Source organism: Candidatus Methylacidiphilales bacterium (assembly GCA_030054035.1).
Taxonomy (GTDB): Bacteria; Pseudomonadota; Gammaproteobacteria; order JASGCS01; family JASGCS01; genus JASGCS01.
The window spans coordinates 25,706-41,683 of sequence record JASGCS010000003.1; the positions used below are offsets into that span (position 1 = coordinate 25,706).

The 15,978-nt window shown below is 36.1% G+C and carries 16 protein-coding genes and 1 tRNA gene; 7 read left to right on the forward strand and 10 right to left on the reverse strand.

The annotated features are described in order from the left end of the window. Nucleotide 1: 1 nt before the first annotated feature. Genes QM538_03205 through tkt form a run of 3 tightly spaced genes read right to left on the reverse strand, consistent with a single transcriptional unit; the run spans nt 2 to nt 4,216 of the window. Nucleotides 2-1,186, reverse strand: coding sequence for a phosphoglycerate kinase (locus QM538_03205; GenBank protein MDI9347489.1), 1,185 nt, complete (start codon nt 1,184-1,186; stop codon nt 2-4). A gap of 10 nt (nt 1,187-1,196) precedes the next feature. Continuing rightward, complete coding sequence (gene gap / locus QM538_03210) at nt 1,197-2,189, reverse strand: type I glyceraldehyde-3-phosphate dehydrogenase (protein ID MDI9347490.1); 993 nt, start codon at nt 2,187-2,189, stop codon at nt 1,197-1,199. Further along, on the reverse strand, nt 2,189-4,216 hold the full coding sequence (tkt, locus tag QM538_03215) for a transketolase (protein MDI9347491.1): 2,028 nt from the start codon (nt 4,214-4,216) through the stop codon (nt 2,189-2,191). Before tkt ends, gap begins: the two co-directional genes overlap by 1 nt. A 92-nt stretch (nt 4,217-4,308) precedes the next feature. On the opposite strand from tkt, the gene rpoD reads away from it, so the two are divergent. The 3 genes from rpoD (at nt 4,309) to QM538_03230 (ending at nt 7,788) form a co-directional block, all read left to right on the forward strand. Beyond that, complete coding sequence (rpoD, locus tag QM538_03220; protein MDI9347492.1) at nt 4,309-6,420, forward strand: RNA polymerase sigma factor RpoD; 2,112 nt, start codon at nt 4,309-4,311, stop codon at nt 6,418-6,420. 8 nt (nt 6,421-6,428) lie between these two features. After that, nucleotides 6,429-6,505 (forward strand) — tRNA-Ile (locus QM538_03225). A gap of 20 nt (nt 6,506-6,525) precedes the next feature. Then, entirely contained in the window at nt 6,526-7,788 is a 1,263-nt protein-coding gene (locus QM538_03230) for a replication-associated recombination protein A (GenBank protein ID MDI9347493.1), read from the forward strand. Here QM538_03230 and QM538_03235 read toward each other — a convergent pair. Further along, on the reverse strand, nt 7,785-9,137 hold the full coding sequence (locus QM538_03235; protein MDI9347494.1) for a DUF2779 domain-containing protein: 1,353 nt from the start codon (nt 9,135-9,137) through the stop codon (nt 7,785-7,787). The two genes, QM538_03230 and QM538_03235, sit on opposite strands and share 4 nt — an antisense overlap. 38 nt (nt 9,138-9,175) lie before the next feature. Here QM538_03235 and QM538_03240 point away from each other — a divergent pair, with 38 nt between their 5' ends. Further along, nucleotides 9,176-10,135: a hypothetical protein gene (locus tag QM538_03240; GenBank protein ID MDI9347495.1), complete on the forward strand. Its 960-nt coding sequence runs from the start codon at nt 9,176-9,178 to the stop codon at nt 10,133-10,135. Here QM538_03240 and QM538_03245 read toward each other — a convergent pair. Both QM538_03245 and QM538_03250 read right to left on the reverse strand, forming a co-directional pair. After that, nucleotides 10,104-10,673, reverse strand: coding sequence for a thioredoxin family protein (locus QM538_03245; GenBank protein ID MDI9347496.1), 570 nt, complete (start codon nt 10,671-10,673; stop codon nt 10,104-10,106). The genes QM538_03240 and QM538_03245 overlap by 32 nt on opposite strands. Continuing rightward, nucleotides 10,673-11,407 carry a hypothetical protein gene (locus QM538_03250; protein MDI9347497.1) on the reverse strand — a complete coding sequence of 245 codons (735 nt, stop codon included), beginning with the start codon at nt 11,405-11,407 and terminating at the stop codon, nt 10,673-10,675. The genes QM538_03245 and QM538_03250 overlap by 1 nt, the downstream gene beginning before the upstream one ends. Before the next feature lie 20 nt (nt 11,408-11,427). Between QM538_03250 and QM538_03255 the strand changes: the two genes are divergently transcribed. Next, a complete protein-coding gene (locus QM538_03255; protein MDI9347498.1) occupies nt 11,428-12,315 on the forward strand; it encodes an HAD family hydrolase in 888 nt (295 codons plus the stop codon). On the opposite strand, the gene gpmI is transcribed toward QM538_03255, so the two are convergent. Genes gpmI through tatA form a run of 4 tightly spaced genes read right to left on the reverse strand, consistent with a single transcriptional unit; the run spans nt 12,312 to nt 15,119 of the window. Next, entirely contained in the window at nt 12,312-13,799 is a 1,488-nt protein-coding gene (gene gpmI / locus QM538_03260; GenBank protein ID MDI9347499.1) for a 2,3-bisphosphoglycerate-independent phosphoglycerate mutase, read from the reverse strand. The two genes, QM538_03255 and gpmI, sit on opposite strands and share 4 nt — an antisense overlap. After that, nucleotides 13,789-14,517: a twin-arginine translocase subunit TatC gene (gene tatC / locus QM538_03265; GenBank protein MDI9347500.1), complete on the reverse strand. Its 729-nt coding sequence runs from the start codon at nt 14,515-14,517 to the stop codon at nt 13,789-13,791. The genes gpmI and tatC overlap by 11 nt, the downstream gene beginning before the upstream one ends. After that, the gene (locus tag QM538_03270; protein ID MDI9347501.1) at nt 14,514-14,885 is read right to left on the reverse strand and encodes a twin-arginine translocase TatA/TatE family subunit; all 372 of its coding nucleotides are present in this window, start codon (nt 14,883-14,885) and stop codon (nt 14,514-14,516) included. Before QM538_03270 ends, tatC begins: the two co-directional genes overlap by 4 nt. Before the next feature lie 12 nt (nt 14,886-14,897). Continuing rightward, nucleotides 14,898-15,119 (reverse strand): Sec-independent protein translocase subunit TatA, encoded by a 222-nt coding sequence (gene tatA, locus QM538_03275; GenBank protein ID MDI9347502.1) that lies wholly within the window; start codon nt 15,117-15,119, stop codon nt 14,898-14,900. Nucleotides 15,120-15,453: 334 nt separating this feature from the next. Here tatA and QM538_03280 point away from each other — a divergent pair, with 334 nt between their 5' ends. Together QM538_03280 and QM538_03285 are read left to right on the forward strand one after the other, a co-directional pair. Further along, nucleotides 15,454-15,654, forward strand: coding sequence for a DUF2892 domain-containing protein (locus QM538_03280; protein ID MDI9347503.1), 201 nt, complete (start codon nt 15,454-15,456; stop codon nt 15,652-15,654). Between the two features lie 11 nt (nt 15,655-15,665). Continuing rightward, nucleotides 15,666-15,978, forward strand: a 313-nt coding sequence (locus tag QM538_03285) for a hypothetical protein (GenBank protein ID MDI9347504.1), incomplete at its 3' end; no start/stop codon positions are given.

A 15,978-nucleotide genomic window follows, 5' to 3' on the forward strand; every position in this document is an offset into this window, starting at 1 on the left:
CCTATGATTTTTTTCTTTTTTCAAAAGCCTTAAGACTAGGCAGTTTAGTTCCGTTTAAGTATTCTAGAAATGCGCCACCACCAGTGCTTAAATAATTGATTCTGTTTGAAATCCCAAACATTTCTATTGCAAACACTGTTTCCCCTCCACCTGCTATTACAAATGCATCTGATTTATTTATAGCCTGAGCTATTACTTTTGTTCCATCTTTGAATAAGTCTTTTTCTATTACGCCTAACGGTCCATTCCATAGGATTGTTTTAGCTTGTTTGATTATTGAACTATAATGTAATGCTGTTTGTGTTCCAATATCTAAAATCATTTCATCGTTTGCGACACCTTTACTTATCGTTACATTGTTGCCAATTCTTGAATCTATTGATTTAGCAGTGATTACATCAATGGGCAGGATAATTTTATTTTTACCTTTGTTGTTTAAAAGATTATTTGATTGTTCTAAAAAATTATCTTCACAAATTGATGATCCAATGTTAATACCGTTACTTTTTAAAAAAGTATTGGCAATACCGCCACCAACTATTAATGTGTCAACAAAATTGAGCATATTATTAATTAAATCAAATTTAGTTGAAACCTTTTTCCCACCAATAATTGCAATTAATGGTCGAGTTGGATTATTCATTGCTGTATCCAATTGTTTTATTTCGTATTCTACTAATGGCCCCAAGTAAACCTCTTTTGCAATTTTGATAATAGCTTCTGTGGAGCTATGTGCACGGTGTGAAGTAGCAAATGCATTAAAAATATATACATCACACATTGAGTTATAACGATCTGCTAAAACCTCATCGTTTGAAGTTTCTCCTGCGTTTAGCCGTACATTTTCAAATAGTATTATTTCTTTACTTCGAAATGGTATTGTTTTATTTTGTATAGATGAGCAAAATGTTACAGGTACTTTGTATAAATCTCGCAGTACAGTAACCATAAACTCAACAGAATATTCTTTTTGATCTGAACCATCATTAGCTGGTCTTCCAAAGTGTGTAAGAATGCCAACCTGAGCGCCTGCTTCTAAAAGTGGTTTTAAATTTGATTGAGTAGCGTAAAACTTATTTAAAGATGTTATGGTATGTTTTCCATTATGATAGGTTGTTGGCACATTTAAATCTTCTCGGCATAATATTTTTTTGTTTTTAAATGATTTGTACGGTATCTGCTTCATGATATCTGTATCACCCTAGTAATAAGGCAACATCTAACATTCGATTGGAAAATCCCCATTCATTATCATACCAGGCGCAAACTTTAATATGATTGTTCTTTACCTTGGTAAGTGTTGTATCAACTATAGCAGAAGCTGAATTATGATTAAAATCACATGAAACTAATTGTTCGCCTGATATTTTTAATACACGACCATCAGCTCTTTTTGTTAATATTGAATGTACCTCTTCTACTGTTGAATTGCGATCAACAATAAAGCTTAAGTCTACAATTGATACATTTAATGTTGGAACTCTTATTGCAAACCCATCTAACTTACCTGCAAGACTCGGCAATACCAGCCCAATGGCTGCTGCAGCCCCGGTTTTTGCTGGTATCATGGATTGTGTAGCAGAACGGGCTCTGCGCAGATCGTTGTGGTACACATCACATAAAACTTGATCATTGGTATATGCATGGATAGTTGTCATTAGTCCTGATTGGATGTTTAATTGCTCATGTAATGGTGCAACAAAATTTGCTAGACAATTTGTGGTGCATGATGCATTTGAAATTATTTGATCTGATTTTTTGATTTCACCATGATTAACTCCATAGACGATAGTTGCGTCAACATCTGTTGCAGGTGCTGAAATAATCACTTTTTTTGCTCCAGCATTTATATGCATTTTAGCTTTATCTCTACTTGTAAATAAACCTGTGCACTCGAAAACAACATCTACACCTAAATCTTTCCATGGAAGTTTTTCAGGATTGCGTTCTGAAAAAACAGGTATAGTGTGACCTTCTATAACTAAATTGTTTCCACTCGTCCCGACTTTAGATCTAAATGTACCATGGGTGGTGTCGTATTGAGTCAGATGAGCTAAGGTGTTTGAGTCACCTAGATCATTAATACCCACGCAGGTTAGTGTATCGGTATAATTACCTTCAAAGAATGCCCTGAGCACATTTCTACCAATCCTACCATATCCATTTATTGCAAATTTTATTACACTCATTATTTTATATACTCCTTTATTTTTATAGTTACTGATAATACATCTAATTTAAAATACTTATAACAACTTGATTCTGGTGCTGATTGACCAAAGGAATCAATTCCCAGCACACAAATTGATTTACCAAAAAGCCCTTTCCAAGGTAAGGTAACTCCGGCTTCGAGCACAATTATTTTAGCAGTGTCTTCTGGAATTATTTCTTTTTGAAAATTATAGGGTTGCCCTAGAAATTGATTTACTGATGGCAGCGACACTACCCGTAAATATATTTCTTCTTTTGCAAGTATTTCCATTACTTGGGTTGCAATAGACACTTCACTACCTGTAGCAATAATAATCCCATCAAAGTCTTTAAAGTCATGGACAATGTAGCCACCTTTTTCAATTGCTTTTAATTGCGTGCTTGCTGAGTCATTGGGTTTTTGAAGGTATAAGCAAGATTGTCTACTCAGCGCTAAAACGGTTGGCCCTTTATTCTTTACCGCTTCTCGCCACGCTACTAATGTTTCTAGACTATCAGCAGGTCTCCAGACCGAGAGACCGGGTATGAGTCGAAGCGACCATAGATGCTCAATGGGTTGGTGAGTTGGCCCGTCTTCTCCAAGCCCAATCGAATCATGGGTAAGGATAAAAATGACTTTTTGATTCATCATTGCGCTAAGCCGTATTGCATTACGAGCGTAATCACTAAAAACTAGAAATGTACCACCGTAAGGGATGAATCCTCCATACAGTGAGATGCCATTGAGAATGGCTACCATCGAAAATTCTCTCACGCCGTAGTATAAATAATTTCCTTGTAATGATTTGTGTAACGGAACTGTTCCGCTCCATGATGTTAAGTTTGAGCTAGTTAAATCTGCTGACCCACCAAATAGTTCTGGAAGTTGTGGTGCGATTGCTTCTAATGCTTGTTGGGAACTTTGTCTTGTTGCTTGTTTTTTTGCATTTTGATGAACACTGTTAGCAGTCTGCTCAAATAACTCTTCAAAATGTAGGGGTAATTTTTTTTGTGTTCTTCTAATTAGTTCAATATATTTATCCTGGTAATTATTTTCATATGCTTGAAGTTGAAGTGCCCAAGTTTTATATGCGTAAGAACCAACTGTGCGCATATCCCAATTTTCTTTATATTCCAAGGGGATTTCAAATGGAGGATATGGCCATTGCAAAGTTTCTCTTAGTAGTTTTATATCATTTGCTCCAAGTGGGCTACCATGAATTTTTTCACTGCCAACCTTAGTTGGAACCCCAAAACCAATTTGTGTTTTGCAAATAATTAAAGTAGGTTTGTCGCAAGGTGTTCTAGCTTGGGTAATAGCTTGTGATATCTCGTTTGGGTCATGGCCATCTATCGGTCCAATTACCCTCCATTGATATGACTTAAAACGAAGCGAGACATCCTCGCTCATCCAATGCTCAACTTTCCCATCAATTGAGATACCATTATCATCATAAAACACTATTAACTTATTAAGTTTTAATGTTCCTGCTAAAGAGGATGCCTCATGTGAAATACCCTCCATCACATCACCATCCCCCATAAAACAATAGGTATGGTTGTCTATAATATTAAAGCCATCTAAATTAAATTGTGCTGCTAATGTGCGTTCTGCAATTGCCATTCCTACAGCATTGGCAAGCCCTTGACCGAGCGGTCCAGTTGTTGCTTCAACCCCTGGAGTGTGAGAATACTCTGGATGGCCAGGGGTTTTTGAGCCTAATTGTCTAAATTTTTTTAAATCTTCAATCGATAATTGATACCCAGTGAGGTGTAATAATGAATATAGAAGAGCGGAAGCGTGGCCATTAGATAAAACAAATCTATCGCGATTTAACCAGTCAGGATTGCTTGGGTCAAACTTTAGAAATCGCTTAAATAATACTGTAGAAATGTCCGCCAGACCTAACGGAGCTCCTGGATGCCCAGAGTTTGCTTGTTCTACCATATCGCAGGAAAGCACTCGTAAACAGGCACTAAGTTGTGTATGCGAAAGTGAACAGTTATTATTAATATTGGAACTCATAGTTTACTCAATCGTGTGGTAAAATGTTTGTTTTATAATTTTATACCAAAGCATGGTAAAAAAACGTTAAAACAATAAATCAATAATCAACAATGATAAAGAAAATCAAATCAAAGCAAATAGTAAAAACTAAGTCGAAGAAGTCTGAGATTCACAAAAAAAAAGAACCCAAATTAAATAAAAATCCGGTCTCTACAAAGGATAAAAGTCTAACAAAAGATCAGGCAAAAGATAAAACGAATTCAACCGTTAAGGGTGTTGTTGCTCATGAAGTAAAAAACGACCCTCAGCGCGCTAACGATACTCATTCGAAAAAACACTTTGAGGAGCATAAAGAAATTGATCTTGACAATGCTCCAAATATGCAAGAGTTTTGGGAATTCATTAATGATAATAAAGTCCGTGGATATGTCACTATAACAGAAGTTCAGGATAGGTTACCTCTACATATCGACGCTGAGCAAATAGCGGAAGTGTCTGAATCAATCCAGAATTTAGGTATTGATATTGTTGTAAAACCTCCAAACTACGATGAGATTAATTTTACAGAAGGTGGCGATAGTCTTCGCAATGAAGATGCGCTCCAAGAAAATCTCTTTAGCCTTGAACGATTAAGCTCCGAAAGCTCTCGTAGTGGCGATCCGGTAAAGATTTATATGAGCGAAATGGGTGCGGTAGATTTGCTCAGTAGGGCAGGTGAGATAGAAATAGCAAAACGAATAGACGAAGGTATTGTTATCCTACTAAAATGCCTATGCTACTTTCCGAGCAGTTATAATTTATTGCTAGGATCTTATAATTTATATCAGCAGAAATTAATGAGGCTGGCTGATATAGTAATTGGTTTTAATGACAATCGAGAGACCCTTGATGAGGCGTTTGCTCGAGCAACCCGAGAAGCTAAAATTGCCGCTAAGCGTAAAAAGGTAAAGTATCGTGGGAAGAAAATTGGAAAAGTTGAAGATGAAGATGGTGAATTATTTCAAATAGATGAACAAAAATTAGCAATCACTCTTTCTGCAATCAAAAGAAATTATGATATATTTAGCGGTAACTTAGGTAAAAAACCTCAAAAAATAAAAGCAGCCGCACAACAAAGATGCTCAAAGTTGTTTCTAGAGCTTCGCTTTGCCTATGTGTTTGTTGCGAGAATGATTGCCCTGACGCGAGAAGTAGGAAATGTGATTAAGAAAGAGGAAAAAAAATTACTTACTATAGCGTTATCAAATGGCGTGGATCGTGATTTATTTATTCAGCAATACCTTAAACATGGAATAAAGAGAGATTGGTTAGAAAAAGTCATTAAGAGCGCCCCTAAATTTGATAAAATTAAATTCAAGCAGCAGCTTTCAGAAATCGATTTGTCGTATGCAATTTTTCAAAAAATAGAGCAGGAATGCCAACTTCCGCTCGTTAAAATTAAAGATCTCTACAAAAACATAACTAGAGCAGAGATCGAAACACAAAAAGCAAAAAAAGCAATGATCGAAGCGAATTTACGATTAGTAATTTCTATTGCAAAAAAATACACCAATCGAGGGTTAAACTTTTTAGACTTGATACAAGAAGGGAACTTAGGATTAATCAAAGCTGTAGATAAATTTGAATATAAAAGAGGGTATAAATTCTCTACCTACGCAACCTGGTGGATTAGACAGGCTATTACTAGATCAATTGCGGATCAAGCCAGAACCATTAGAATACCTGTGCATATGATAGAAACTATAAATCAACTAAATAAAGTATCACGATCTTTGCTTTCTCAAACTGGTAAAGAGCCAACCCCAGATCAATTATCAAAACATAAAAATATGAAAATTGTATTATCTGAAGAGAAAATTAGAAAAGCGTTAAAGATATCTCTTGACCCTATTTCACTTGATCAAATGGTTGGGGATGAGGATAATTCCAGAATTGGTGATTTTGTTACAGATGTTAACGCACTTTCACCTGATCAGTTTAATAGTGAATCCAACATTCATGTGTCTATCCATGAAATTTTAAATACACTTTCGGACAAAGAAGCAAAAGTTATTAAAATGAGATTCGGTATTGGTATTGCAAAAGATTATACTTTAGAAGAAGTTGGTAGGCATCTTGGTGTTACGCGCGAGCGAATTAGACAAATTGAAGCAAAAGCGTTAAGAAAATTAAAACACCCTTCTCGATCCCAGATCATAAGGTCATTTTTAGAAGATTCTTAACTATACATGGGCCTCTAGCTCAATTGGTTAGAGCAGCGGACTCATAATCCGTTGGTTCTCGGTTCAAGTCCGAGGGGGCCCACCAAAACTACTATAATAAGATTGATGAGCGTTAATAAAAACCTACCTTTGGCAGAGGCAATGCGCCCAACTAGTATTAATGAAATTTTCGGACAAAATCATTTATTAGGTAAAGGAATGCCAATTGAAGTAATGATTTGTTCTGGAAAGTTTCAGTCAATGATTTTATATGGGCCAGCTGGGTGCGGGAAGACTACCCTAGCTAGGGTACTGTGTGCAAGTGATAACGCATCGTTTATTACTTTTAGCGCAGTATTTTCGGGTGTCAAAGAAATTAGAGACGCTGTTCTAAGTGCAAAAAGCGAACATCAAAATGGTAAGCGAATATTTTTATTTATTGATGAGATTCATCGCTTTAACAAATCCCAACAAGACACCTTACTACCTTTTGTTGAGGATGGGACATTTGTATTGATTGGCGCTACTACTGAAAATCCATCCTTTGAAATTAATCAGGCGTTGTTATCGCGAGTGCGAGTTTTTGTATTACGCACTTTAGACCATGAAAGTTTGTTACAAATAATAAAGCGTGTGTGGACAAAAAAACCATTACCTCAAGAAGTTATTGATTATTTGATACAATACGCAGATGGTGATGGGAGGCGATTAATTTCAGCTCTAGAAGCTATGGTAAATGTGCCTGATGTTACTTTAATTTCAATTACTACAGTTGCGCAGTTACTTTCCAAACAACCATCTAAATTTGATAAGCGAGGAAATGTCTTCTATGACCAAATTTCAGCTTTACATAAATCAGTCAGAGGCTCCCATCCTGATGCTGCATTGTATTGGTTATGTCGTATGTTGGATAGCGGAGTTGATGTACATTTTATTGCTCGCAGGATTATACGAATGAGTTGGGAAGATGTAGGTCTTGCAGACCCTAGAGCAATCACCATTGCATTAGAAGCTGCCCAAACCTACGAAAGACTTGGTAGCCCCGAAGGTGAGCTTGCGCTTGGTATTGCTGTGGTGTATCTATCGTTAGCTAGCAAAAGTAATGCAGGTTATTACGCAATGCTAGAGGCTCAGGAATATGTAAAAAATCACAGTTCCTTTGAGGTGCCTTTACATTTAAGAAATGCACCAACAACACTCGCAAAAGAAATGGGGCACTCTTCAGGCTATCGCTATGCCCATGATTATCCCAATGGATTTGAGCCAGAACAAGTTTATTTTCCTAAAGATGATCAAGAGTGGTATCATCCAAAGAATCATGGTTTTGAGGCAAAAATAGCTGAAAAAATTAAATATTTTAGAGAAGAACGAAAGAAGTTCAGTAACTAGTTAACCGTAGCTAACTTCTGCAGTAATGCAACGAGTACTTCGGTGTCTCTTTTGCAATAGGCACCCATGTGGGTTCTGATCTCTTCTTTTTTTTCATGAGTTGTTGAGCTATCTATACACCTGATGTAAGCATTTTGTATTTCGTACCCATTTTTTACACCGGCTAAGTTGGAATAAGTTAAAGTGGGGTCAATACCATGTACTAATGATTTTAAGTTTAATGAGAATTTTTCTTGTGAAGATTTGTCTGAAGCAATTGCAGAGCGAATGATTGGGAGAAGATCTACTAAAGATCTGTCAATCCTAAGTAGTTCTGATGCAATTTCTGGATTGGTTTTTTGACATAATTTGACACTATGTCGTTCTAAAGAGATGTCATACACTAATACTGAGCCTTCATGCCTGATGGCTTTTACGAGAGCTTCTGAGAATTGTTTTACTGGGTACTCTCCACTGGTGTCTATAAACTCATGGTGATGCAATGCACCATCTTCAGTTAATACATGGCAAGAAAATTGAAAAGGTATTTTGTCAAATGGCTTGCAGCCTTTCCAGCGGGGTATCGTGAATGATATAGCTTCAACATCAAAAAAATAAATTGGTCTAGGAAGTTTAGAAATTGTTTTATTTATAGATTCTAACATGTTGGTACTTAAAAGAGAATTAGTGGGTTTAACTTTATGTTCAGAACAATGAGAAAAAAAGTAACATTGGTTAGGAAATTCACAATGTTTGCCCATTGCTGTATCTGGAATATTTCCCAATAAAAGTAATAATCGTGCTTCGTTTAAAATTGCCTTCCCGCCCTCAATATGTTCTAAAATAGTTTGACTCAAATCATGGAACTTAAATAATCCATCATATTGAGAATCTCCCTGATAAATGAAATCGTGGTTAATGTTAACTAATGTAGTAGAAACTATCTCCCATCCCATTAATTGAAGTAAGTGTACTTTTAACGCCAGTAATTCATAATGGTGTTTTCTAATATTGATAATTGATTTAAGTTCAAATAGCTGTATTTTTTTTTCTCCAAGTGAAAAAAGCAATGGAAAGGTTATAGGTATATCCTGATATAAATAGGCAGGACGAGAAATAAATAAATTTTTCGTCTGACAAAGTATGGCAGTATCTGTTGCATCAAAATTAGCATCTTTATAATTTTTATCTTTCGTGGTATTATTTATAAAGTATTTTGTAATTTCTCTTGATTCTTGATTAAACAGTGTTTTATTGTCTTGAGGGGTATCTTTTTGAATTCTATCTTGGCTACTGAGTACAAACTTTTTTTTGCAATGCCTGAGGTTGTTTAGCTTTGAAAAGCTAATTGATTGATTGACGATACGCATTAATTAATTACTCTATTTTATGGTAAATTTATACGGGTATGAACGGATCGAATCAATTAATTAATTTGGTGCTTTATAATGCCCATGAAAACTATATTGCAATAATATCAGGAAATCAAGCACAAAATAACTTTCCAAATGATTATTTTGAGCAATCTTTATACTGGAAACAACCATTATTGCGTACCATTCCAAGTTTAACGCAAAGCAAGGTTCGTCAATTAACTGAGTCTTTAAAGCATATTGGGCTTTTCTATGACCAATTACTTCAAGTTCATCCCGAATCAGATGGTGTAATTCCATATCATATTCATAATGCGGATGGTTCTTATGCTGCACAATGTGGAAATGGAGCTAGAAGTTTAATTGCTCATCTTGCAGAATCAACATCCCAAGATTCTTTTATGCTCCTTTCTCCATCTAACCGTCAATTTGGAAGAGTCTTGCAAGATCAAAGCGTGGAGGTTGAAGTGGGTGTCACAAGCACTGATCGAGACGAGTTAATTCAATCTGGAATTCTGGTGAATAAACTTAATAGGAGTGCTGATGGCCGGTATTTGTTATTTTTACCACTGCTGGAAAAAACCATACCGGTGCATTTAATCTCGGCAGGAAATCCACATGCTATTTTTAATTTACATGATATCACTGATCAAGCAGGCGATATTGACATCTTGTCAAAAATCGGCCAATACTGTAACACAGAGTGTGATATTTTCCCTCATGGTGTTAATGTTAGTTTTTATGAGCCTATGCAGGGCGATGCAGAATTGCAGATAATCATTTATGAACGAGGAGTGGGGTTTACCGGTTCTTGTGGAACAGCGTTAATTTCTGTCTATAGCGCAATTTGGGAGAGCCAAGAAGGCTTGCGCCAAGTATGCACTACAAATCCGGTCACAAAATCTAGAAATGTTATTACAATTAAAAATCAAAGAGGGGTACTCTCATTGATAGGATCAGTTGTTAAGGTAGGCGAGTATCAGCTTTCCATTTGATATTGCAGCCCATACTTGGGTGTTGCGTTATCGGACCTTTGCCGGTTTTAATAATTTCACTCATTGCATTTAGTAGTTCTGGTATTGGGTTGCTCACCGAAGTATCTGATCGGGCAGAGTCCAATCTTCCACGGTATTGAAGCTTGAGTTCGCTGTTGTAGCCAAAAAAATCAGGTGTACATACAGCGCCGTACGCTTTTGCAATTTCTTGGGTTTGATCAATCAGATAAGAAAATGGATACTGGTGAGATTTTGCAATCGTAAGCATTTGTTCAGGTGAATCTTCTGGGTAAGCTAAATAATCATTAGACATAATCGCCACACAGCCGATGGATTCTTTTAGCAATCGCTCTGAGGTAGAAACGAGTTTTTCTTGTATGGCTTTTACATAGGGGCAATGATTACAGATAAACATAACTAAAAGTCCATTAGCTTTCTTTACCATATCTCTTGTAATAAAAGTACCATGCGCGTCAGGTAATCTAAAATTAGGAGCTGGAGTGTTAAACTCACAAAGAGGTGTATAGGTAAGCGCCATTAGTGTTTCTGCTCAGAGCTAGTTGCCCCAATAACGAGCTGTGAGCTATTTCGATAATGGTCAATCATTTGATCAATTACTTTTGCTGAGCGAATTAAACAATTATCAAATCGCATATTTTCCCAGAGCTCAAATTCATCAGCATTACTAATTAAGACTAAGTCGGGGATGCTATACACAGATCGGTTGATATCAATATTGGTGTTTCTCTTTTTTTGATTAAATGGAATATCAGTAAGGACTACCACTTGATTGCTGTTTTCTAAAAATACGAGCAAGTCGTTTTCTAAAAACTTAGATGAGCTATCTATTATTAACCAAATGTCAATACTATTAGCTAGAATTTGTTGTCGCAACCATTGATTTCTTTGTTTCCTAGAGTATTGATTTGGTAAAGATAACATGGTGCTTAGTGATGCGTCGGGTAAAGGATTTTTCAGAATATTCTCATGTACTTGAATGAGGGTAAGAGAAGCTAGATGTTTTGAACGAACTATCCCATTACTTAATTCCATAAGCATGTCATTGCCCACAATTAACAGGTCAGTATTTTGACAGAAAAAAATACCGACTCTAAAATAATTAGAATTGCTCGCTCCAAGGGGTGTTTGGCACACATCAACTGCACGAAAAGTTCGATAGTGTTTATTGATTCGTCTGATTAAATTATAGAGGTAGTAAAATTTTAATTCAAAGCAATAAGATTGCAATCTGATAAGTAAGGACAATATCATACATGTATTATACTATTCATATGTTAAAGACTTCTAGTTCAAATACTGCCTGTATTATAGCTTTTGTTTATGATTTTGATGGCACCCTCATCCCTGGCAATATGCAAGAACAACATTTATTGCCAGACTTAGGCTTTTCCAAACCTACCCAATTTTGGGAGCAAGTCACACAAAGGGGTAAAAAATTAAACATGGAACAGACCTTGTGTTACATGTATCTTTTAATGGAACATTCAAAAAAAGCGAACAAACCATTAACGAGAGCAGGATTAAATCAATATGGTAAAAAACTTAAGCATTATTTTCCTGGCGTGATTGGTTTAAATAATTGGTTTGAACGAATTAATAAATTTGCTCAAACATTTTCTGATCCGTATCCTTGTATTGTTGAGCATTATTTCATCTCAGCTGGACATTTAGAGATGATTGAAACAACTCCAATTAAACAATATGCTAAAACTATTTTTGCCTCCCAGTTTGCGTACGACCAAGATACTTTGCAAGCATTTTGGCCTGCTCGTGAAGTGAATTACACCATTAAAACTCAATACCTATATCGAATTAGTAAAGGAGCGACAAACTTAATTAGTGATGAAGATGAACGAGAGCTTAATAGAAAATTTAGTGAAAAAGAATATAGAATACCATTTAAGCGGTTTGTTTATATTGGAGACGGCGCTTCAGATATTCCTAGTTTTAGTTTAATTTCTAAATATCAAGGGCATTCAATAGCAGTATATTCAGATAAGTCAAATAAAGGCAATCAAGCTTTACAAAAAGCGTTAGAAGGTAGAGTAAGTAAATATCTAAAGGCTGATTACAGCCAAGGAAAACCAATTGAGCGATACTGTAAAACAATAATATCAGCTATTTACTATCAGTTTGTTTCTGAAAAAATTCAGTTCTAAAAATCAACCAGACTGCGTCCTTCAACTTCAGAAGGGATATCAATGCCCATGAGTGAACAGATTGTCGGCGTAATCATTTTCAAACCATCATTAACTGAGTGTTCCACAAGGCAAGTCACTTCTGGATCAATAACAATACAGGGAACTGGGTGCAAACTATGTTGGGTATGGGGTTGATTGTTGCTGTCGACCATCTCGTCACAATTGCCATGATCAGCGGTTAGCACTACGCTATAATTGTGCTTAATCGCGCTTGAGATAACTGTGGCGAGTTGATTGTCTAAACATTCTATCGCTTGCAGGATCGCAGGTCTATTTGCAGTATGTCCTACCATGTCTCCATTCGCGTAATTAACTGCAATAAAGTGGTGTTGCCCTTTCGTTAATGCACCAGTGATAGTTTTTGTAATTTCTTTTGCGCTCATTTCTGGAGCCAAGTCATAACTTGCAACTTTAGGAGAAGGTATGATAATTCTTTCTTCACGCTCATAGGGATCATTTTTCCCATTATTAAAAAAATAAGTGATATGAGCAAATTTTTCTGACTCAGCACATCTAAGCTGGTTTAAACCTAGGTCGCTAATTATTTTTCCTAATGTGGTCGCGACTTTTTTCTCCCCAAAGAGATAGGGAACTTTAAGCGATGGATCGATTTGAGTCATTGATACTGCATGGGATACTAAAGAGTGGAATTTATTTGAGATTTGCCTCATTCTATCTACCCTAAAATTGAAATACAACAGTGCGCTATCTTTAGTAATGTACGGTGAAGACTCAACTCTAAAGGGTTCAATAAATTCGTCAGTAACATTATTAGCGTGCGATTCTTGTATCCCAGCGAGCCAAGATGCATAAGTACGCACACCATCTCCGGTAAGGGTAGCATATGCTTTTTCAGTGCGCTCTACTCTATTATCTCTATCCATCGCATAGTATCTCCCAGAAACACTAGCAATCATCCCTCCATTACCTTTGCATGTAGCATCAATGCGCTCTAAGTATTTAATTGATGTCATAGGAGGGGTATCTCTTCCATCGGTGATAGCATGTACAATCGGTCGTATTCCAAGCGTATTCGCCAAGGTAATTAATGCTACAAGATGCTCTATGTGAGAATGCACTCCACCATCTGAAACCAAACCCAACAAGTGCAACTCGCCTTTTTTTTTCGCATGAGCAAGTAATACCTGTAGAGGTTCAATTTGCTCTATGCTGTGATCTTGACATGCCTTTGAAATGCGTACCAGGTCATGCTCTAACACTATCCCGCTCCCTATCAGTGCATGTCCAATTTCTGAGCTCCCCATTTGATTATCTGGCAACCCTACTGCTAGACCACTTGCTTCTAATGTGGTATGTGGGTACTCTGCTAACATTGATTTCATAAATGGAATTGATGCTAGAGCAATTCCATTGTGCTCAGGATTCGGGTTGCAGCCCACACCATCAAGAATTATTAAAAGAACCTTCCTTCTAATTTTCATCTTTTAAAAAATATCTAAAAAATATTAACGAGCCTTCAAATAGCAACCACATCGGCACCAGCACCAGCAACATTGATAGTGCATCAGGAGGCGTGATAATAGCAGTAATTATCGCTGTAGTCATTATAAAGTACGGCCTGCTTTTAGTCAGTGCATTCAAATCCAAGATTTTAAATCGCAATAAAATATAACAAACTACCGGCACCTCAAAAGCAATTCCAAATGCAATGAACATGACAATTAAAAAATCAAAGTAATTAGATATATCAGGCATGTAGGTAACGCCCTCTGGGGTTACCGCATTAAAATACTTGAACATCAAAGGAAGGGCAACAAAAAAAGCAAAACAACAGCCCGCATAAAAGAAAAAGACCGCAGAAATCAAGATTGGTTTTGCTCGTTTAATTTCATTAGGAAATAATCCTGGCACTACAAACTTCCACATTTCATACAATATTAATGGTGCAGTAATAAATAGAGCCATAAGCATAGCTAGCTTGAGCGGAACAAAAACAGTGCCAACTATTTGAGTTGAGACCAATGTTTGAGAATTACCAAGTATAGCTAACATTGGCTTAGACATATAGCTAAATAAAGATTTAGAATAAACTGCAAGTGGCAACAACGCACAGACATAGTAAATAAATGCCCTTACAATATGCCTTCGCAACTCACGAAGATGGCTAAAAAAATCCCCCATTGCAGACCCTTCACTCATGCTCGTTTCGCCTTCTTCTTACCTGGAGTAGCTTTTTTTAACTTCTTAACAACTTTTTTAACAACCTTCCTGCTTATTTTCTTAACACTAGTTTTTTCTTCTCTCAGTGAAATAACTGGTGCAGGTGGTGGCGTGATTGTTGCGATTTCGGCCACCGATGTGTTTGCTATTTTTGTAAATTCATCTTTGTGTCTTGTTGCCGACTCCACTGCTTGTGATACTTCTTGTTGAGCCTCAAATAAAACCTTCCTAGCCTTAGCTAAAAAACTACCAACTGCCCTCATAAGTTCAGGCATCTTTTCACTATCAAATAAAATAAGAAATAATAATCCGAGAAGAAGTATCTCACCAAAACTCAATCCAATCATACAAGATTGATTTTAATGTACGCTTTTCTTTTCTTCTTTCTTAACAGGTTCACTATGAGCAGAGCTTTGAGCTGATTGTGTATGTTGAGCAGTGTCATTATCTTGTAAACCTTTCTTAAAATTCTTAACTGCAGATCCTAAATCAGCGCCAATGTCCTTAATCTTACTAGTGCCAAAAATTAAAATTACAATCACTAACAAAATTATTAAATGTGTTACACTAAATGCACCCATGAGTATCTCCTAAAGTTGTATAAATCATTTCAATATCATACCCTAACAGCTAAGTTATCACCACATTAACAACTAAGTTATATCCACATTATCTATGATAACTTTTGCAGGTTCAGGCAAATCGTGATAATAATATTCTAGAAAATCATCTATTGATGATTTATGCCCTTTCTCTACCAATTCTTTAATTCTTTTTGGATTTCATAATTACTTTTATTTGAGATTGATGTGGAAGGATCTTTAGATCCAAATAAGCAATCTTCTATATCGTTTTCTTATTCAATGGTATCGTATTGACTGCAATATACTTCTCTATATGGTATATAATTTATCTATGAACTTCATCAAAAAAAATATGGGTAAAAAAGACAGAATCTTACGCTTGATTGCAGCAGTTGTGTTCTTAACTATTGGAGTCTACTTATCTAGCTATGTGCTTTTATTTTTTGCACTCCTTTGCTTATTTCAAGCAGTATTCTCTTGGTGTCTGTATCATGCCTTAACTGGCAAAAATACCTGCCAGTTACAACAATAACTTCATTTTTAATGAAGAAGATTGCAATTGGATTGCTTGGCTTTGCATTACTAGCAATAGTGTATTTACTCTTTATAAATGTTGGGATATCTAAGCTGACTGGTGCGAACCATTTAAGTAATGCACTAATAACAAATATGCACAACAGAAATACCTCTCTAATTGAACAAAATAAATTTGCAACAGAAAACTATGTCAAAGGTGGAGTGCTTGCGCTTGAAAGTAATAATAAAAGCAATAACAAAGGCGGAGTGCTTGCACTAGAAAGCAATAATAAAAGCAATAACAAAGGCGGAGTGCTTGCACTAGAAAGCAATAATAAAA